General features: G+C 71.6%; 15 protein-coding genes. 9 read left to right on the forward strand and 6 right to left on the reverse strand.

Features of this window, described 5'->3' with window-relative positions; all coding sequences use genetic code 11:
• Positions 1-19 precede the first annotated feature (19 nt).
• On the reverse strand, positions 20-1,537 hold the full coding sequence (locus LUU90_RS04615; RefSeq protein ID WP_275002111.1) for an ABC transporter substrate-binding protein: 1,518 nt from the start codon (positions 1,535-1,537) through the stop codon (positions 20-22).
• Between the two features lie 384 nt (positions 1,538-1,921).
• Between LUU90_RS04615 and LUU90_RS04620 the strand changes: the two genes are divergently transcribed.
• Positions 1,922-2,746, forward strand: a complete 825-nt coding sequence (locus LUU90_RS04620; protein WP_275002299.1) for an exodeoxyribonuclease III — start codon at positions 1,922-1,924, stop codon at positions 2,744-2,746.
• Positions 2,747-2,891: 145 nt separating this feature from the next.
• The gene (locus LUU90_RS04625; RefSeq protein ID WP_275002112.1) at positions 2,892-4,871 is read left to right on the forward strand and encodes a septum formation family protein; all 1,980 of its coding nucleotides are present in this window, start codon (positions 2,892-2,894) and stop codon (positions 4,869-4,871) included.
• Here LUU90_RS04625 and LUU90_RS04630 read toward each other — a convergent pair.
• Complete coding sequence (locus LUU90_RS04630; protein WP_275002113.1) at positions 4,849-5,895, reverse strand: winged helix-turn-helix domain-containing protein; 1,047 nt, start codon at positions 5,893-5,895, stop codon at positions 4,849-4,851. The two genes, LUU90_RS04625 and LUU90_RS04630, sit on opposite strands and share 23 nt — an antisense overlap.
• A 331-nt stretch (positions 5,896-6,226) precedes the next feature.
• Positions 6,227-8,860 carry an ATP-dependent chaperone ClpB gene (gene clpB, locus LUU90_RS04635; protein WP_275002114.1) on the reverse strand — a complete coding sequence of 878 codons (2,634 nt, stop codon included), beginning with the start codon at positions 8,858-8,860 and terminating at the stop codon, positions 6,227-6,229.
• 119 nt (positions 8,861-8,979) lie between these two features.
• Between clpB and cpt the strand changes: the two genes are divergently transcribed.
• Both cpt and LUU90_RS04645 read left to right on the forward strand, forming a co-directional pair.
• Positions 8,980-9,537 (forward strand): chloramphenicol phosphotransferase CPT, encoded by a 558-nt coding sequence (cpt, locus tag LUU90_RS04640; protein WP_275002115.1) that lies wholly within the window; start codon positions 8,980-8,982, stop codon positions 9,535-9,537.
• Complete coding sequence (locus LUU90_RS04645; protein ID WP_275002116.1) at positions 9,521-10,321, forward strand: sulfite exporter TauE/SafE family protein; 801 nt, start codon at positions 9,521-9,523, stop codon at positions 10,319-10,321. Before cpt ends, LUU90_RS04645 begins: the two co-directional genes overlap by 17 nt.
• Positions 10,322-10,390: 69 nt before the next feature.
• Here the strand turns inward: LUU90_RS04645 and LUU90_RS04650 are convergent, their stop codons facing one another.
• Genes LUU90_RS04650 through LUU90_RS04660 form a run of 3 tightly spaced genes read right to left on the reverse strand, consistent with a single transcriptional unit; the run spans position 10,391 to position 14,426 of the window.
• Positions 10,391-11,845 (reverse strand): carboxyl transferase domain-containing protein, encoded by a 1,455-nt coding sequence (locus tag LUU90_RS04650; protein ID WP_275002117.1) that lies wholly within the window; start codon positions 11,843-11,845, stop codon positions 10,391-10,393.
• Complete coding sequence (locus LUU90_RS04655; protein ID WP_275002118.1) at positions 11,842-13,089, reverse strand: CaiB/BaiF CoA transferase family protein; 1,248 nt, start codon at positions 13,087-13,089, stop codon at positions 11,842-11,844. The genes LUU90_RS04650 and LUU90_RS04655 overlap by 4 nt, the downstream gene beginning before the upstream one ends.
• A gap of 5 nt (positions 13,090-13,094) precedes the next feature.
• A complete protein-coding gene (locus LUU90_RS04660; RefSeq protein WP_275002119.1) occupies positions 13,095-14,426 on the reverse strand; it encodes an SLC13 family permease in 1,332 nt (443 codons plus the stop codon).
• Between the two features lie 103 nt (positions 14,427-14,529).
• Here LUU90_RS04660 and LUU90_RS04665 point away from each other — a divergent pair, with 103 nt between their 5' ends.
• The 5 genes from LUU90_RS04665 (at position 14,530) to LUU90_RS04685 (ending at position 19,160) form a co-directional block, all read left to right on the forward strand.
• Positions 14,530-15,246, forward strand: a complete 717-nt coding sequence (locus tag LUU90_RS04665) for a FadR/GntR family transcriptional regulator (RefSeq protein WP_275002300.1) — start codon at positions 14,530-14,532, stop codon at positions 15,244-15,246.
• Positions 15,243-16,004 carry a sulfite exporter TauE/SafE family protein gene (locus LUU90_RS04670; RefSeq protein WP_275002120.1) on the forward strand — a complete coding sequence of 254 codons (762 nt, stop codon included), beginning with the start codon at positions 15,243-15,245 and terminating at the stop codon, positions 16,002-16,004. Before LUU90_RS04665 ends, LUU90_RS04670 begins: the two co-directional genes overlap by 4 nt.
• 151 nt (positions 16,005-16,155) lie before the next feature.
• Positions 16,156-16,779, forward strand: a complete 624-nt coding sequence (locus tag LUU90_RS04675) for an ArsR/SmtB family transcription factor (RefSeq protein ID WP_275002121.1) — start codon at positions 16,156-16,158, stop codon at positions 16,777-16,779.
• On the forward strand, positions 16,776-18,119 hold the full coding sequence (locus LUU90_RS04680; protein WP_275002122.1) for an MFS transporter: 1,344 nt from the start codon (positions 16,776-16,778) through the stop codon (positions 18,117-18,119). Before LUU90_RS04675 ends, LUU90_RS04680 begins: the two co-directional genes overlap by 4 nt.
• A 108-nt stretch (positions 18,120-18,227) precedes the next feature.
• On the forward strand, positions 18,228-19,160 hold the full coding sequence (locus LUU90_RS04685; RefSeq protein ID WP_275002123.1) for an LppM family (lipo)protein: 933 nt from the start codon (positions 18,228-18,230) through the stop codon (positions 19,158-19,160).
• The last annotated feature ends 1 nt before the right edge of the window (position 19,161 follow it).

Consider the following 19,161-nt stretch of genomic DNA (forward strand, 5'->3'; position numbering starts at 1 on the left):
TGTCCGGCGTCGGGCCGGGTCAGCCGTCGGACCAGCGCAGGCCGGTCAGGTCCATCGACTCGGTGGTCGCGTTCGCGGCGATGCCCTCCAGGCCGGCGGCAGCCACCACCGTGTTGGGGAAGAGGAACAGCGGGTCGCTCGCCGCGTCGTCGACGATCATCCGGGCGACCTCCTGCATCCCCGACATGTACTGGTCGGGGCTGCCCTGGTCGGCCTTCTCGGCGGCCTGGGCGACCCGCGGGTTGTCGTAGCCGATGTAGTAGTCGGGGTCGCCGAAGATCGTCAGCATGTCCCGGGCCTCCGTGTGGAGGATCACCGACATCTGGTAGTCGTGCTCGGTGAACACCTTGTCCAGCCAGACGGCGGGGAACTCCGCGGGGACGATCCGTGCCTCGATGCCGACGTCCTCGAGCTGCGACACCACCACCTGGGCGACAGCCTCCGCGTAGGGGCGGGTCGGGACGTCGAACGTGATGCTGAGGTCCTCGGCGCCGGCCTCCGCCAACAGCTCGCGGGCCCTGTCCGGATCGTACGGGTAGGCATCGGTCAGGTCCTGGTAGTACGGGTCGGTCGGCGGCACCATCGACCCGATCAGCTCGCCGTGCCCCGCCCACGCGGTGTCGAGGACCGCCTGCCGGTCGATCGCGTACATGATCGCGCGACGCACCCGCAGGTCGTCGAACGGCGGCGCGGCGTTGTTCAGCGCGAGCAGGACCTCGCCCGTCGACGTGCCGTCGACGACCTGCAGGCTCTCGTCCTGCTCCAGGCCGGCCAGCAGGTCGGGCGCCTGCATGTTGTACGCCATGTCGATGTCGCCGGCGCGGACCGCGTTGGCCTGGGCGTTGGCGTCGGCGAAGTAGCGGACGGTGACGTCAGGGATAGCGGGCGCCTCGCCCCAGTAGTCGTCGCGGGCCGCGAGCCTGATGTGCTCGCCCGTGGCGACCTCCTCGACCGTGTAGGGGCCGGTGCCGACCGCCTCCGTCGCCAGGTCGGCGGACAGGTCGTCCGGGAACATGGCCCCCACGGACGTGCCCATGTCGAACAGCCAGGCGTTGCTCGGATGCTTCAGGGTGACAACGACCTCGGTGTCGTTCGTCGCCTCCGCCTTCTCCACCACGTCCATCTTGGACTTCAGGCTCAGCGTCCAGTCCTCCTTGACCCGGTCGATCGACGCCACGACGTCGTCCGCGGTGAAGGGTGAGCCGTCGGAGAACGTCACGCCGTCGTGCAGCGCGAACGTGTAGACGGTGCGGTTCCCGTTGACCTCCCACGACTCGGCGAGCTGAGGCTGGACCTCACCTTCCTGGTCGATCGTCACCAGGCCCTCGTACACGTTGTTCATCAGCAGTTGCGGGATGGCCGAGCCCGACGTCGTCGTGAAGTCGAGGTTGGTCGGTTCGCCCGTCAGGCCGACGACGACGTCGGTGCGGGCTCCTCCGGTGTCCTCGCCGGAACCTGCCGAGCATGCCGCGACCAGGGCCGCGGTGGTGAGGGCGACGGCGGCGCCGACGGCACGACGCCTGGTGAGGATCTGCACGGAGCAAGCGTAGTCGGGGTGAACATCACGGTGGTCAGGGCCCGAGAAGTGCGGCGGGAATCACAGCTGCGCCGTCCTGGCGCCGGTAGGCGTCAGCGCATCGACCTCGGTCGGTTGCACGGGGGTGGCGGCTCTGACTTCGGTCGGTTGCACGGGGGGCGGCTCTGACTTCGGTCGGTTGCTCTGAGATCGGTCGTTTGATTGACCGATCTCAGAGCAAGCGACCGAAGTCATTTTCTGTGGCGTGCAAGGGACCGAAGTCGCCGATCAGGTGGCGAGCAGACGCGCCTCGATCCGGGCCTTCCGCAGTACGTCCGGCGAGATGTGCGCGGTGATCCGGTCGAGCACCGCTCGGACATCCTGGTGCCCACGTACGCTGACCAGGTGCGCCTCGTCACCTGGAACGTCAACTCCATCCGCACGCGCGTCGACCGCGTGCTCGCCTTCCTCGACCGGTCCCAGGCAGACGTCCTGGCGATCCAGGAGACCAAGTGCCGGGACGACCAGTTCCCGACGGCGGCGTTCGAGGCCGCCGGGTACGAGGTGGCGCACTTCGGGCTCTCGCAGTGGAACGGCGTGGCGATCGTGTCGCGGGTCGGCCTGGACGACGTCGCCACCCACTTCCCGGGGCAGCCCGGCTTCGCCAAGGCGATCATCGAGGACGGCCCGGACCCGCTGCTCGACGTCGTCCCACCCATCGAGGCACGGGCGATCGGCGCGACCTGTGGCGGCGTCCGCGTCTGGAGCCTGTACGTGCCGCACGGCCGGGCGCTCGGCGACCCGCACTACACCTACAAGCTGGCCTGGCTGGACACCCTGCGCACCGCGGCGCAGACCTGGGCCGACGCCGGTGACGCCGTCGCCCTCCTGGGTGACTGGAACGTCATCCCGCTCGACACCGACGTGTACAACGTCGCCGACTTCGCCGGGAAGACGCACGTGTCCCCGCCGGAGCGCGCCGCGTTCGACGCATTCGGCGAGGCGGGATACACGGAGCTCACGCGGAAATTCATCCCGGACGAGCACACCTACACCTACTGGGACTACCAGCAGCTCGCCTTCCCGCGGAACAAGGGGCTGCGGATCGATTTCTGCTGGGCGTCACCGGCCGTCGCCGGCCGTGCGACGAACGCCGTCATCGACCGGGACGAGCGCAAGGGCAAGGGCGCGTCCGACCACGTCCCGGTGATCGTCGACCTGGCCGACTGACGCCCTCGCGTACGGCGCACGAGGCGCCGAGGTTCCACCGTCGATGGGGAAATCCGCAGGTGAAATTGTCCATAAACGGAGCGCACCGGGAGCGTCCGTCGTCCTGGTGACAAGGTCGTTGCCGAATGTCGGTAAGTTAACCTGCATGACGTCGACGCCCGACCAGTCCCCGGCCGCCACCGAAGTCGCCAAGATCCCCGCCACGGATCCTGTCGACTCGGCGACCGTGGTCGAGGCGGAGCGGAACCCCGCAGTCGATGACGCGTCCGGCGACCGCGGTTCCGAGGACGGCGCCGAGTCTCCCGAGCAGGAGACCGAGCACGCGGACGGCGCGGCCGATGGCGCGACCGAGGACGTGGACGTGGCCCACGCCGGGGACGCCGGGGACGATGATGCGGAGCCTGAGGTCCGGGCCGCTGAGGCTGAGGAGCCCGAGCCCGAACCCGAGCCCGAGGACACTGAGCCGGGGACCGGGCAGGCCGGGGACGCCGAGGCCCGAAACGTCGAGGCCCGAGACGCTGAGGCCGGGAGCGCTGAAGCTGGCGTCGTAGCGGCTGGAGCCGGTGCGGCGGACGCCGAGCCCGCCGCTCAGCCCGAGCCTGCGGCCGCTCCCGCCGCACAGGCCGCTCCCGCAACACAGGCCGCGGCTGCCACGGGCACCGAACCTGCCGAGGCCACAACAGGTTCCGGGCAGGTCGAGGCGGACGCGGAGGCCGAGGGCGCCGCTCCGGAGAAGACCGCGTCAGCGCCCGCCGGGGAGAACCCTGCCGCGGAGGAAGAGCCTGACGCGCCGGCGGTCGAACCCGAGGCCGCGACCGAGGCCGCAGCTGAGTCCGCAACCGACGCCGCGCAGCCCGGCGAAGCGGCGCCGGAAGCTCCGAGCCCTGCCACGCCTGCCGCGGTACCCACGGAGGAGATCACCGTCGTGCCCCCGGCCGCGCTGCCGAAGCGGGTGCCGCAGTCTCCTGCCGTGACGCCGGTCGAACCGGCGCCGCCCGCCGAGAGCCCGGTGCCCGAGGTTCCGGCAAAGGACGGGGAACCGACCGGCTCGGGTGGCTCACCCGACACGGCCGACAGCGAGCCAGCCACGTCGAAGGCGGCCGGTACGAGCGAGCCCGGCCACGGGACGTCGTCGGACGGCGCGACCGCCCCCGTCATCGACGAGACCTCCGACTTCAAGGCACTCTCCTTCGCCGCGATCTCCGCCGCACACAAGAAGGCGCTCGGGCCGCGCACGGTCGTCAGCGAGGCCGAGACGTCCGAGGAGCAGACGACCGACGCCGTCCCTGCCCCCTCGGGAACCACGGAAGCACCTCCCGAGCAGGAGGCGCCCGCGGAGGCGAAGCCGTCCACCACGGCCCCGGCCCCGGCCGAGGCGCCCGAGCTCTTCGCGTCGCCCTCGACGCGCATCCCGCCGGTCGTCGCGCCGCCGAGCCCGTTCCCGACGCCCACCGGACCGCCGCAGCACCAGCCGGGCGCGCCGCGCCAGCCCCTGGGCGCCGGTCCTCAGCAGCCGCCGTCGCCGTTCCCGTCGCCGCGCGGTGGTTCCGCACACTCGTTCCCGGCCGTGCAGGGCTACGCGCCCGAGACCACCTACGCCGGCTGGCGCCCGGCGACCGCCGCCGACGATGCCGCCAAGCGCCGCCGGTTCGCGCTCATCGGCGGAGCAGTGGTCGCACTGGTGGCCGTGGTGGCGGTGATCGCCCTCGTCGTCAACATGGTGAGCAAGCAGCAGTGGGAGCCGATCGAGGCGATGATCGCGGAGCCGCGCGAGGTTCACCCGCTCCAGCTGGTGCTCGGATCCTGCGTGGAGACGGTCCCCGAGGACGGCGACATCTCCGAGGTACTCGCCGTTCCCTGCGACACCGCGCACACCGCGCAGGTGGTGGGCCGCACGGACTTCGCCGAGGCCGCCGTCTGGCCCGGCCGTGACGAGGTCGACAAGCGGGTGGCGCAGGTGTGCGGCACCAAGCAGCTCGGCCCGATCGCGCGCACCAGCCAGCTCGTGAACTCCGTGAGCTATGTGGTCTGGGGCCCCAGCGAGGAGTCGTGGGACGACGGCGACCGGGTCGGTCTGTGCCTCGCCACCACTGACGAGCCGATCACGCAGGATCTCCTGCAGTAGCAGGGGCACTGGCGGTTGCGGCGGGCGCCAACGTCGCCGGCCCCTGCCCGGCGCATCCGTCCAACAGGGTCCGGCCCAGCGGTGTCAGCGCATGGATCACCGTGTTGCGCTCGCGTCCGCTGGCGATCAGGCCGGCGTTGCGCAGCACGGTGGCGTGCTCGGACGCAGAGGCCGGGGAGATCGCCAGCCGGTGCGCGATCTCGCTGGTCGTGGCCCCGGTGCCGAGCGCCCGCAGCACCGCCGCCCGGGTGCGGCCGAGGAGCGCGGTGAGCTGTCGGCCGCCGTCGGCCCGGGCCTCGAAGCTCCGGTCCGCCGCGGCGGGCTCGTGCACGATGGGGTAGATCAGCACAGGGGGCAGCTCGGCGTCGGCCAGCGTGATCGGAGCCCGGACACAGAAGTAGGACGGGATGATGAGCAGGCCCCTGCCGGCCAGTTGGACGTCCCGGTCGGCGGCCGTCGACACCGACAGGACAGGGCGCTCCCAGCGCACCGACGGGTGCAGCGTCCGGAGCGCTCGCTCCGTACCACCCTCCACCCAGGCGCGGGTGCGCGCCGCACGGTCGATATCGACGGCGGCGCGGATACCGCTCCAGTACGGCCCGACCGCCTGCTCGTAGTAGGAGCGCATCGCGACGCCGAGCCCACGCAGGGCGGGTGCGGAACCGTCTGCGAGATCGCGCATCCAGAGGTGCGGCTTGTGCCCACGTGCCAGCACCGAGATGTCGTTGCGGAGCCGTGCCCTCGGGGTGGACAGCACCGCGTCGAGCCCTGTCTCGAAGCTGTCGGTGCCCGTCACCGGTGTGAGGAAGTCCGGGGAGTACCCGCGCGGGGGTGTCAGTCGCAACAGCATCCGTGCCGCCGGCGGTAGTCCGGTCACGACACGCTCCCGCCAGCGCCCGAACAGCAGCATGCCCGAACGCTGGTTCACCACGTGTGCGCTGAGCAGCACCTCCCACATGGGGTCCGGGCCCGGAGCGATCCGGACCCGGGCAAGATCATCCGAAGTGAAGTGGAACCGCAGCATCAGGCCCTCCCTGACCGTCTGCCCTTCCCATGGCCCCCGTCGGCTCGCCCCCCGCGCGCCCTGACCGCGCGGGACCGAGTGCGGCATGCCGCTCACGGTTTCACCCCGCGCACACAGAGGGACGTGCGAGATTTCAGATTCTGGGCGACCGGGCACTCACCTTCACAACACCATCACACGATGTCGCGCTCCGATGTCGATCACCCGTCCGCTCCCTCGCGGCCGTTCCCTCGTGTCACCAGCATCCCAGGTGAACCGCACACCTCACATCGATCGACCGACGTAACCCGGTGTACGTCGAACGACGTACACCGGGTCGCCGGGACGAGGGTCAGGCGGTGAGCACCCTGCGGTCGAGGGTCAGACCCCCACCTTCCGCGCGGTCGACGACCACCGTGTCGCCGTCGGAGACCTCGCCCGCGAGCAGCAGCCGCGCCAGGCGGTCACCGATCTCACGCTGCACCAGACGGCGCAGCGGCCGGGCGCCGTACGCCGGGTCGAAGCCCTCCAGAGCGAGCCACTCGCGCGCCGCCTCCGTCACGTCGAGCGTGATCCGACGGTCCTCCAGTCGCTTCGCGAAGGCACCGACCTGCAGCTCCACGATGCTGCCGAGCTCGCCCAGCGTCAGTGCGTCGAAGACCACCACGTCGTCGAGCCGGTTGAGGAACTCCGGCTTGAACGAGGCGCGTACGGCGGTCATGACGGACTCGCGCCGCTCCTCGTCGGACAGCATCGGTTCCACGAGGAACTGCGAGCCGAGGTTCGAGGTCAGCACCAGGATCGTGTTGCGGAAGTCGACGGTGCGGCCCTGGCCATCGGTGAGGCGGCCGTCGTCGAGCACCTGGAGCAGGACGTCGAACACCTCGGGGTGCGCCTTCTCCACCTCGTCGAGCAGCACCACCGAGTAGGGCCGACGCCGGACCGCCTCGGTGAGCTGGCCACCCTCCTCGTACCCGACGTAGCCGGGGGGCGCACCGACGAGCCGGGCGACGGAGTGCTTCTCGCCGTACTCGGACATGTCGATGCGCACCATGGCGCGCTCGTCGTCGAAGAGGAAGTCGGCCAGCGCCTTGGCGAGCTCGGTCTTGCCGACACCCGTGGGCCCGAGGAACAGGAAGGAACCGGTGGGCCGGTCAGGATCGGAGACACCGGCCCTGGTGCGCCGCACGGCGTCGGACACCGCCGCCACCGCCGTCTTCTGGCCGATGAGACGCTGCCCCAGGACGTCCTCCATGTGCAGGAGCTTCTCGGACTCGCCCTGCAGCAGCCGTCCGGCCGGGATGCCGGTCCATGCGGCGACCACCTCGGCGATCTCGTCGGCACCCACCTTGTCGGCGATCATCGGCGGCTCGGTGTGCTCCGGAGCCAGCCCGTCCTGACCGGACCCGTCCTCCGAGCCGGCCTCGGCCTCCTCCGCCGCCACCAGCTCCTTCTCGACCACCGGGATCTCGCCGTACCGGATCCGTGCGGCGCCCTCGAGGTCACCCTCGCGCAGCTTGCGCTCGGCGTCGGTGCGCAGCTCGTCGAGTCGAGCGCGCAGGTCACCGACGCGGTTGTGGCCGGCCTTCTCGGACTCCCAGCGCGCCGTGAGCGCCGCGAGGGCCTCGCGGCGGTCCGCCAGGTCGGCCCGGAGGCGCTGGAGGCGCTCCTTGGAGGCCGCGTCCTCCGACTCGGAGAGCACCACCTCCTCCATCTCGAGGCGCGTGACCGCACGCTGCAGCTCGTCGACCTCTACCGGGGACGAGTCGAGCTCCATGCGCAGCCGGGAGGCGGCCTCGTCGACCAGGTCGATCGCCTTGTCGGGGAGCTGGCGCCCGGAGATGTACCGGTCGGAGAGTGATGCGGCCGCCACCAGCGCCGAGTCGGCGATGGTCACCTTGTGGTGCGCCTCGTAGCGCTCCTTGAGGCCGCGCAGGATCGCCACCGTGTCCTCGACCGACGGCTCGCCGACGAAGACCTGCTGGAACCGGCGCTCCAGCGCCGGGTCCTTCTCGATGTGCTCGCGGTACTCGTCGAGCGTGGTGGCGCCCACCATCCGCAGCTCACCGCGCGCGAGCATGGGCTTGAGCATGTTTCCCGCGTCCATGGCGCCCTCGCCGCCGGCGCCCGCGCCGACCACCGTGTGCAGCTCGTCGATGAAGGTGACCACCTCGCCGTCCGACGCCGTGATCTCCTCCAGGACCGCCTTGAGACGCTCCTCGAACTCGCCGCGGTACTTCGCCCCGGCCACCATCGAGGCCAGGTCCAGCGCGACGAGCCGTTTGCCCTTCAGCGACTCGGGCACGTCGCCGGCGACGACCCGCTGAGCCAGCCCTTCGACGACGGCGGTCTTGCCGACGCCGGGCTCGCCGATGAGCACGGGGTTGTTCTTGGTGCGGCGGCTCAGCACCTGGACCACGCGGCGGATCTCCGAGTCGCGGCCGATGACCGGGTCCAGCTTTCCGTCCCGGGCACGCTGCGTCAGGTCAGTGCCGTACTGCTCGAGGGCCTTGTACGTACCCTCCGGGTTGGGGCTCGTGACCCGGCCGGATCCGCGGACGGCGGGCAGCGCCGCGCGCAGGGCGTCGGCGGTGGCCCCCGCGTCGGACAGGACCTGCGCGGCGGGCGACTGACCGGACGCGACGGCGATGAGCAGGTGCTCCGTGGAGACGTACTCGTCGCCGAGCCCCTGCGCCTCCTTGGACGCCAGGTCCAGGACCGTCGCCATGGCCCGGCTCGCGCTCGGCTGAGCGGTGCTCGCCCCGCTGGCCTGGGGCAGCGCGACGAGAGCCGCACGCACCTGCCGACCGATCGCCTGCGCGTTCGCCCCGACCGCGTCGAGCAGCCCGGTCGCGACACCACGCTCCTGCTGGAGCAGCGACGCGAGCAGGTGGACCGGCTCGAGCTGAGGATTGCCGGCCGCGGACGCCGACTGGATCGCGTCGCCGATCGCCTGCTGCGACATGGTCGTGAACTTGGTGTCCATGAGGCCTCCCACGATGATGCTGAAGTCTGCGCATGAAAAACGCTCTCAAAGTTGAGTCTATTCCGCTCAACCTTGAAATTCACTGTAGCGCGCGCCACCCACACTCATACCGTTGCCGCATGAGTACCCAGGTGGTCGTCCTCAACGGCGGTTCGAGCTCCGGCAAGTCAGGTATCGCGCGCAGCCTGCAGACCGTCCTCGCCGAGGCGTGGCTGTCCCTCAGCATCGACACCCTCGTCGACGCGATGCCCGCCCGCCTGACCACCGGCGGCGACGGGATCGGGTTCGCGAACGACGGGGGTGTCGACGTCGGGCACGACTTCATGGCGCTGCAGGACGCCTGGATGACGGGGCTCGTCGCCATGGCGCGCGGGGGCGCGCACATCGTCGTCGACGACGTGTTCCTCGGCGGCGCCGCGTCACAGCGCCGCTGGATCGACGCGCTGGGCGACGTGCCCACGCTGTGGGTCGGCGTGCGCTGCGCCGCCGCGGTCGCCGAGGAGCGTGAGGCAGCCCGCGGCGACCGCGTCACGGGCATGGCCGCCAAGCAGGCCGACCTCGTCCACGAGGGCGTCGTCTACCACCTCGAGGTCGACACCACGCACACGGCGTCGATGGACTGCGCCCGGACCATCGCAGCCCACCTGAGATCATCGCGGGGTGACAGAGCAGACTGACGAATCCCTGACACCTCCTCGCGCCGTCCTCGTCGGGATCGTCGGTGGGGCCTTCTCCGGACTGTTCGGCCTGGGCGGCGGCATCGTGATGGTGCCCCTCCTGACCTCGCTCGGCGGCCTCACGCAGCGCCGCGCCAGCGCCTACTCGCTCGCGGCGATCCTGCCCGCGGCCATCGTCGGTTCCATCCCGTACCTGACGCACGACGCGGTGGACCTCGTCGCCGCAGGGCTGCTCGTCGTGGGTTCGGTGATCGGCGCGGTGGTCGGGGCGCGGCTGCTGGCCCGCGTCCCGGAGACCCTGCTGCGCTGGCTCTTCGTCGGGGTGCTCGTCGCGGGGATCGTGCGGTCCTTGCTCGACGGGTTCGGCGAGCCGCCATCGGTCGACACTCCCGAAGGGCTGCCCAGCGTGCTCGACGGCGCAGGGATGATCGGGCTCGGCCTCGTCATGGGTGTCGCGTCCGGCCTGCTCGGCATCGGCGGCGGTCAGCTCGCCGTCCCGGGCCTGTCCGCCCTGTTCGACTTCGCCCCCGCCCTGGCCAAGGGCACCTCCCTGGTCGCGATGATCCCCACCGCCATCTCCGGGACCTGGGTCAACGCCCGCAACCGGCTGGTCCGCCTGAGGACCGCCGCGATCATCGGCCTGGTGGCGTCGGGCTTCTCGTTCGGCGGTGCCAGCCTGTCTGTGGTCATGCCCGACAGGGTCGCTTCGATCGCCTTCGCCGCGCTCCTGGTCTTCGCACTGGCCCAGCAGGTCCGCAAGGCCCTCGAGAAGCAGAAGCGCTAGGCACGTACGGGCCTACGCTCTTTCGAGGCCTAAGTTCCTCGCTTCTGAAACGGTTCAGAGCGGATAAACTTAGGCCTCGAAAGAGTGACGGGCGTCGGCGCCCTGCTCCATCCGGCTCAGCACCGCCGCGCACTCCGCGGCCACGGCGACGGCCACGTCCCGTGCGGTGTCGCCGTCGTGTTCCGGGACCACTCGCTGGACCGCACCCTCCGCGAGCAGGTCGACGGCGCGCACGTGCTGCGTCTCGGCCATCTGCGCGGCGTGCGTCGTGTCCCCGTGCACGATGACGCTCGCACCCTCCGGCGGCAACGGGGACAGCCAGGCGTGCTCCGCCGCGATCACGACCTGTGCCGGGAGCAGCGCGAGCGCACCGCCACCACAGCCCTGGCCGAGGATCACCGACAGCGTCGGCACCGTCATCCGGGTCAGCGCCGCCATGCAGCGCGCGATCTCGCCGGCGAGTGCACCCTCCTCGGCATCCTGCGACAGCTCAGCCCCCGGTGTGTCGATCACCGCGACCAGGGGCAGCCGCAGCTCTTCGGCAAGTCCCATCGCACGCCGCGCCACGCGCAGGGCTGCGGGGCCCATCGGTGTGCGGTCGCTCTGCCTGGTCCGGTCCTGCCCGACGACGAGGCACGGCCGGCCGTCGAGCCGCGTGAGCGCGACCAGCATCGACTCGTCACGCTCGCCCTCCTCCGTGCCGGACAGCCGCACCGTTCCCGACGCGCCGTAGCGCAGCAGGTCCCGCACGCCCACGCGGTCATCGGCGCGGGTCCGCAGCACGGAGTCCCACGCCGACGTCGTGCCGGAGGGCTCGCCGGCCCGCCGCGGCAGGGACGGCGGTGCCGGCGGGTCGACCAGCACCGCGAGCGCCCGATCGACGAGCGCCGGGAGGTTCTCGGGGGCCACGACGCCGTCGAGCACGCCCTTGGCGGCGAGGTTCTCGGCGGACTGGACTCCGTCGGGCAGCGGCTTGCCCGTCAGCGCCTCGACGACGCGTGGCCCGAGGAAACCGATGAGAGCCCCTGGCTCGGCGACAGTGAGGTGGGCGAGCGAGCCCCAGGACGCATACACGCCTCCGGTGGTGGGGTGCCGCAGGTACACGAGGTACGGCAGGCCGGCGTCGCGGTGGTCCATGACTGCGCGGGAGATCTCGACCATCCGGAGGAACGCGGGCGTACCCTCCTGCATCCGGGTGCCGCCGGACGCCGTCGTCGCGAGTAGGGGCAGGCGTTCCGCCGTCGCGCGCCGGACGGCGGCGGTGATCCGCCGGGCGGCGGCCCGGCCGATGGAGCCGCCGAGGAAGCGGAACTCGTTGACGACGACCACGACGGGCCGGCCCCGGACCTTCCCGCGGCCCGTGAGCACCGACTCGTCGGTCCCGGCCTTGTCCGCGGCCGCCGCCAGCACCGCGCGGTACTCCGCGGGATGCCCCGACGTATCCACCGGTTCGTCCCAGGACTCGAAGCTGTCCGCGTCGAGGACCAGGTCGAGCAGCTCGCGTGCGGTCCACCGGCGGGTCACGGGCCTACCTCCGTGCCGTCCGTCTCCGTGCCGTCCGTCTCCGTGCCGTCCGTCTCCGCGCCCTGCGTCTCCGGCCGGGCCGTGTCGAGCCAGGCCCGGATGCGGGTGGCGTGCTCGTCCAGCATCGGGGGCGCCTGGTGGTCCCGACGCGTGACCTCGGCGCCGGCCGTGTCGAAGAACCGCAGCGGCGGGCCGGGCAGCGTCACCGTGCCGAGGTTGCTGTGCTGGACGTCCACGAGCAACCCCTGGCTCGCCGTCTGCTCCCATGCGTACACCTCGTCGAGCGTACGCACCCGGCCGGCCGGGATCCCGGCGTCGGCGAGCCGGGTGAGCAGCGCGTCGGCGTCCACGTCGGCGAACGCCGCCTCGACGACCTCGATGATCTGGTCGCGGCGGGCCACCCGTTCCGGGTTGCTCCGCATGCCCTCCGCGTCGGCGTCCAGCCCGAAGGCGAGGCAGAACTTCTGCCACAGCACCTCGGACCCGACGGCTATCTGGACGGCGCCGTCACGGCAGCGGAACAGACCGTACGGCGCTATCGAAGGGTGGTGGTTGCCCTGCGCGTGCCCCACCTCCCCGGCGACCGTCCACCGGGTGCCCTGGAACGCGTGCACGCCGGTGACCGCTGCCAGCAGCGACGTCCGCACGACCTGGCCGACGCCGGTGGTGTGCCGCTCGTGCAACGCCGCGAGCACGCCGTACGCGCCATAGATCCCGGCCAGCAGGTCACCGATCGGCACCCCGACACGCTGCGGGTCGTCCGGACCGGACCCGGTGAGCGACATCAGGCCGGCCTCACCCTGGGCGATCTGGTCGTACCCGGCGCGGCCGCCCTCCGGACCGTCGTGCCCGAACCCGGTGATCGAGAGCACGACCAGGCGCGGGTTGCGCTCCAGCAACGACTCGACGCCGAGACCGAGCCGCTCCAGCACGCCCGTCCGGAAGTTCTCCACGAGCACGTCGGCGCGGTCGACGAGCTCGAGCAGGGTCGCCCGGTCGGCGTCGGCCTTGAGGTCGAGGGCTATCGACTCCTTGTTCCGGTTCGCGGACAGGAAGTAGGTCGACTCGCGCGCACCCTCCTCACCGACGAACGGCGGTCCCCAGCCTCGGGTGTCGTCACCTCGGTCGGGCACCTCCACCTTGACGACACGCGCGCCCAGGTCGCCGAGCATCATCGTGGCGTGCGGCCCGGCGAGCGCCCGGGAGAGGTCGACGACGACGACGTCGTCCAGGGGTCCGGTCATGGTGCTCACCAGCCCGGCAGGACGAGGATGCCCCACACCAGCAGCGGCCCCACGAGGGTGACGATGATGGCGTAGTTGAGGATCTGCTTGTAGTAGGCCTGCTCGGAGATCGTGTCCGGGCGGTTGGCGAGCATCAGGGCTCCGTTCGTGGAGAAGGGGCTGACATCGACGATGGTCGAGGAGACGGCCAGGGCGGCCGCCATCGCCCAGGGGCTGACGCCGCCGCCGGCGATGAGCGGCACGGCGATCGGGATGATGACCGGCAGCAGCGCCGTCGACGACGCGAACGCCGAGGCGATGCCGCCGACGTAGCAGAGCACCAGCGCACCGATGGCGGCGATGCCCAGGCCTGCGGCCCAGTTGCCGATGTACTCGGGCGAGCCCGCCGCGGTGAGGATCGTCGCGTAGGTGCTCACGCCGGCCACGAGCAGCACCGTGGGCCATGCGATCTGCTTGACGGCGTCCTTGTGCTGCTGCGGCGAGAGCATGGCGAGCACCACCGCGGCGGTGATCGAGACGAAGCCGATGTTCATGTCGAACGCGAGGGCGGTGGTGGCCACCGCGGCGAACGCGACGAGGGTCAGCACGTGGTCCCGGCGCACGCCGGTGCCGCGCGTGGTGGTCGAGACGCCGGCGCCCTGACCGCTGGCCGTCACGGACGTACCGCCGGTGTGCAGGTCGTCGACGACGTGGCTGGCCGCCTCGGAAGCCTCGGCGGGGTCCACGCGCTCCTGCATCAGCTGACGTCCGCCGAGTGCGAGGAACAGGATCACGGCCATCGCGGTGTTGATGGCGAGGGACGCGACGAACACCGCCATCTCGGTGCCCTCATAGCCGACGTCAGACATCACCGAGTTGGTGATGGTGCCGTAGATGCTGATCGGGGAGAACCCGCCGCCCTGGGCGCCGTGCACCACGAACATGCCCATCATGAGCGGGTTGATCTTGTAGCGACGGGCGAAGCCCAGGGCGACAGGGCCGATGATGGCGCAGGCCGCGGGGCTGGCGGCGCCCATGGCGGTGAGCAGGGCCGTCACGGCGAACATGACCCAGGGGATCAGTGCCACCCGGCCCCCGACTGCCTGGATCGCCTTGGAGACGATGAGATCGACGGTGCCGTTGTTCTTGGCGATGGAGAACAGATATGTGACACCGATGAGGGTCAGCACGAGGTCGGCGCTGATACCGCCAAGAACCTCTTTCTCATCCATGTGCAGGGCGAAGACGCCGACAAACCAGGCCGCCACATAGGCGAGCGCGCCCATGTTGATCGGCAGGACTGTCCCGGCGACGAACAACGCGACCAGCGCGATGATCGCGATCCACTCAGGACCCATGAGAACTCCTCTTCCCATCGCGGCGGACACCTTTGACCGACGTGGCACGATGGATCAGTGGCCTAGCCAATAGTCCAGTCGGGGTTCTGTCAAGTATTCTCGGCTGGTGACCCCCAAGGCTTCTGCCGAACTGCCGACACCGCTGACCCGCACGCGCCTCTACGAGCAGGTAGCGGAGCAGATCACCGCCTGGATCCGGCAGAACGGGCTCAAGGCCGGGGACCGGCTGCCGCCCGAACGCGAGCTCGCGTCACGCCTCGGGGTCAGCCGGGCGACCCTCAGCCAGGCCCTCGTCGCTCTCGAGGTGGTCGGTGTCGTCGTCGTACGGCACGGGGACGGCACCGTCCTCACCGGCAAGCACAGCGAGAGCCGCATCGTCGAGGCCATCCGCGCCCACGCCGACCGGATGCCCGAGATCATCGACATCCGCGACGCCCTGGAGACCAAGATCGCCGCCCTGGCCGCACAGCGCCGCACGGAGGAGGACCTGGCGGCGATCGACGCGGCGCTGGACACGATGGAGGAGGCCATCACCCACGGAGACCGTGGCGTGGAGGCAGACGAGCAGTTCCACGGGGCCGTGACCGCCGCCGCCCACTCCGACCTCCTGGCCCAGACCATGCGGGAGATCGCCAGCCTGATCCGGGAGAGCAGGATCGAGTCGCTCTCCCAGCCGGGTCGCCCCCGCAACTCCCTCAACGGGCACCGGGCCATCGCGGACGCCATCCGGGCCCGCGACCCGGAGGCCGCCGCTGCCGCCATGCACGCGCACGTCGAGATGGTGAGCGACGTGGCCCTCCTCCGGGGCCAGGAGCAGTGACCGGCTGGGAGCAGCTCGCCGTCCTCGGGGCCGGACTCGGGGCCGGGGTGCTGACCTCGACCGTCGGCGTCGCGTCCCTGCTCAGCTTCCCCGTGCTGCTCGCCGTCGGGCTGCCGCCCGTCGTCGCCAACGCGTCGAACACCGTCGGACTGGTGCCCGCCGGCCTGAGCGGCTCGTTCGGCTACCGCCAGGAGCTGCGTGAGCACCCCCGTGCGACGGCCGTCGTGCTCATGACCTGCGCGGCCGGGTCGGTCGGCGGGGCGATCCTGCTCCTCGCGCTGCCGCCCGGGGTGTTCGAGGCTGTCGTGCCCTGGCTGATCCTGCTCTCCTGCCTGCTCGTCGGTGCGCAACCGTGGATCAGCGCGTGGCTGCGCCGCACCCGCAACGAGCCCACCCGGCTGCGGCACGACATGTCCCCGGCCACGGTGGTGTTCGCCGTGCTCACGGGCACCTACGGCGGCTACTTCGGCGCCGGCTCCGGCGTGATGATGGCCGCCGTGCTCGGGCTCGGGACCGACTTCCCCGTGCGGATAGTGAACGCGCTCAAGACCCTCGCCGTGCTGGCCGCCAACGTCGTGGCCACCGTCATCTTCGTGGCGGTCGCCGACCTCGACTGGCTCGCGATCGGGCTGCTGGCAGCCGGTTCCGTGGTGGGCGGGTACGTCGGGGCGCGCCTGGGCCGCAAGATGCCGCCGGCCGTCTTCCGGGTGCTCGTGGTAGTGGCGGGCGTGGGCACCGCGGTCTTCATGCTCCTCTGACCCCACCCTCGGCGGGAGTGTGGTCGTTGCGACGACGCGCCCGCTGCGGGTGCCCCGATCGCACCCACGACCGCGTGACGGGCTGTGGCACGTGCAGAAAATTTGTGCACGAGTCTTGTGCACAACATTTGTGCAGAGCTATTGTGCTCGCATGACCGCGCCCCAGGACGACTTCCGCCTCACCCCCGAGGCCGTCAAGGTCCTCGCCCACCCGCTCCGCTCGCGCCTGCTCAGCACCTTGCGGCGCGGCGGTCCGGCGACGGCGACCACGCTCGCGACGGAGCTGAACACCAACTCCGGCGCCACCAGCTATCACCTGCGCAAGCTCGAGTCCGTCGGCCTCGTGGCGGACACGGGCGAGGGGGCCGGCAAGCAGCGGCTGTGGCGGGCCGCCACGAGCTCCCACAGCTGGGAGCGCACGGAGCTGGCGCACGACGAGGACGCCGCCACCGCGCTCGGCTGGCTGGAGCGCGACTACCTGCGCCTGTTCAGCACCGACTTCGGCCACTGGCTCGACGTCGCCGACGCGTGGCCCGACGAGTGGCAGGACGCTGCGGGCATGGGCGACTCCTGGGTCACGGTCAACCCGGCGCAGCTCCAGGCGCTGCGCCGGGAGCTGGACGAGGTCCTCGAGCGCTACCGGGACGCCGACCCCACCCCGGACGCGCGCCGCGTGACCCTCTGGACCGCCGCCTACCCGCTGGAACCGGACGACATCCCGGACCTGGACACCGACACCAGCCCCGAAGCCGGAACCAGGACGGACCAGCCATGATCCCGATGACGCCGGCCAGGGCGCGGCGGGTCTTCCTGCTGCTGACCCTCACCCGGTGGTTCCCCGTCGGGCTGATCGTCACGGTGACCACGCTGCTGCCGATCGAACGCGGGCTGTCGGTCACCGAGGCCCTGACGGCGCTCTCCGTGACCGGGTTCACCGTGTTCCTCCTCGAGCTGCCCACCAGTGGCCTGGCCGACACGCTGGGCCGCCGTCCGCTGCTCGTCGTCGCGGCGGTGCTCCAGGTGGCGGCGGCCGTCCTGTTCCTCACGGCGCAGACCTTCTGGGCGTTCGCCCTGGCGGCGGCGGTCACCGGCGCCTTCAGAGCGCTCGACTCCGGACCGCTGGAGGCCTGGTTCGTCGACACGGTGCACGCCACCGAACCCGGTGCCGACGTCGACCGGCCGCTGGCAGCGCACGGCACCGTGCTGGGCGTCTCGATAGCCGCCGGTGCCCTCGTCTCGGGCGGTCTCGTCTGGTGGCACCCGCTCGACGCCTGGTCGGCCCTGGCTCTCCCCTACGCGGTGTACGCCGGTCTCGCGATGGTCCACCTCGTCGCCGTGACGGTCCTGGTGCGCGAGGCGCCCCGCGGCCCGGCACCCGCAGCCGACGGCACACAGAGGCGAAGCCGCGTGCTCGCATCGGCGCGCCAGGCGCCCGGCGTCGTCCGCGACGGTCTGCGGCTCGCACAGGACAACCGCGTGCTGCGCTGGCTGCTCCTCGTCGAGGTGTTCTGGAGCGTCGGCATGGTGGTGTTCGAGACATTCCAGCCGATCCGACTGTCCGAGCTGCTGGGCGGCACCGCCGCCGGGGCGGCTGTCGCCGGCCCGGCCGCCGCGGCGGGATGGGCGGTGTTCGCGGGCGGGGCGGCGCTCACCGGCCTTGCCACGCCTCGCCTCGGCGTCGCCCGGACGGCGATCCTGGCTCGCGTGCTCAACGGGCTCGGGGCGGTGTGGATGGGCCTGGCGCTCGGTCCGGCCGGCCTGATCGCCGCCTACCTCGTGACGTACAGCCTGCACGGCGCGTGCGGGCCCGCCTACCAGGCGCTGCTGCACCGCGAGGCCGAGTCGCGGAACCGCTCGACGGTCCTGTCGATGGCGTCCATGCTCTCGTTCGCGGCGTTCTCCCTGGCCGCTCCCGCCCTCGGCTGGGCGGCAGACCTGTTGTCCACCCAGGCGGCCATGGTGCTCGCGGGAGCGTTCAGCACCCTCGGCGCTGCCTGCTTCCTGCCCGCGCTGCGGCGGGAGCGGAGGCTCGCGATGGCCGGCCCCGCCGGCCCCGCACCGGGCGCGGACGTAGGCTCCGCGACCGGCACTCCCGTCACCCCCACCGCCGCCTGACCGGGCGGCCGAGCTCGCCTCATACCTGCTACCCGGCGTCCCGCCCATGGGGACAACTCCCCTCAATCAGGCTTTTCGATACCGGGTGACGCCCTGCATGCTGTCTGGGTGATCCGCACCCGCGTCCTGGCTGCCGCCTCCCTCGCCGTACTGACCCTGACTCTGTCCGGGTGCGTGCGCATGGGTGTGGAGGTGGACCTGAAGGCCGACGACGCGGCGACGTCCAGTGTGGTGCTGGCCGTCGAGGACAAGTACCTGGACCAGACCGGCCAGTCGCCCGACAGCGTGATCGACGCCCTGACCCAGGGCCAGGACGACCCCGCGCAGGACGCGGTCCGCACCGAGAACTTCCAGCAGGACGGCTATACGGGAACCCGGTACGTCTACCCCGACGTGGCGATCAGCGACGTCGGCGCCCAGGTGGGCTGGCCGATCAAGGTGGTCCGCAAGGGCGGCGACTACCTGGTGTCCGGCACGCTCGACCTCACGGAGGAGGGCCTCAAGAGCCGAGGCGGCGCCTCCATCGAGAACCTGAGCGTCACCGTCGACATCACGTTCCCGGGCAAGGTGAGGCGCTCGAACGGCACCATCGACGGCAACACCGTGCGCTGGGAGCCCACGGTGGGCGAGGCCGTCGAGATCCGGGCACGCGGCTCGGCCAGTGGCCCGGCCGAGCAGCTCGCCGACGAGGCGACCGGTGCCTCCGAGGTGGTGACCCTGCCCGTCGTGCCCGAGTGGATGGTCCTCGTGCTCGGCCTCAGCGGGCTGGTCATCCTGCTGCTCATCGGCATCATCGTGTGGCAGGCGATGATGCGGGTGCGGGACCGGCGCCCGGAGCCGGCCGACGTCCCGCAGTTCCCGCAGCCACACGTCTCGCGCCAGCAGCTCCCCCAGCAGCAGGCGGCGGCCCCCGTGGTACATCCCGCGACCCAGCCCTACGGCGCTGCCCCGGCTCCGTACGGCGCCGGGGCAGCGCACCCGCAGGAGCAGGCGACGCCGCCGGACCCGAGCCGGCCGCCGAGCTTCCCGCCGGGATTCTGAC

It is taken from the genome of Promicromonospora iranensis (assembly GCF_028994775.1).
Lineage (GTDB): Bacteria > Actinomycetota > Actinomycetes > Actinomycetales > Cellulomonadaceae > Promicromonospora > Promicromonospora iranensis_A.

Excerpts from the sequence above, each read along its gene's own strand:
- LUU90_RS04625 (WP_275002112.1), top strand. The coding sequence starts at position 2,892 with ATGACGTCGACGCCCGACCAGTCCCCGGCCGCCACCGAAGTCGCCAAG.
- LUU90_RS04630 (WP_275002113.1), bottom strand. The coding sequence starts at position 5,895 with ATGCTGCGGTTCCACTTCACTTCGGATGATCTTGCCCGGGTCCGGATC.
- clpB (WP_275002114.1), bottom strand. The coding sequence starts at position 8,860 with ATGGACACCAAGTTCACGACCATGTCGCAGCAGGCGATCGGCGACGCG.
- cpt (WP_275002115.1), top strand. The coding sequence starts at position 8,980 with ATGAGTACCCAGGTGGTCGTCCTCAACGGCGGTTCGAGCTCCGGCAAG.
- LUU90_RS04655 (WP_275002118.1), bottom strand. The coding sequence starts at position 13,089 with ATGACCGGACCCCTGGACGACGTCGTCGTCGTCGACCTCTCCCGGGCG.
- LUU90_RS04660 (WP_275002119.1), bottom strand. The coding sequence starts at position 14,426 with ATGGGTCCTGAGTGGATCGCGATCATCGCGCTGGTCGCGTTGTTCGTC.
- LUU90_RS04675 (WP_275002121.1), top strand. The coding sequence starts at position 16,156 with ATGACCGCGCCCCAGGACGACTTCCGCCTCACCCCCGAGGCCGTCAAG.
- LUU90_RS04680 (WP_275002122.1), top strand. The coding sequence starts at position 16,776 with ATGATCCCGATGACGCCGGCCAGGGCGCGGCGGGTCTTCCTGCTGCTG.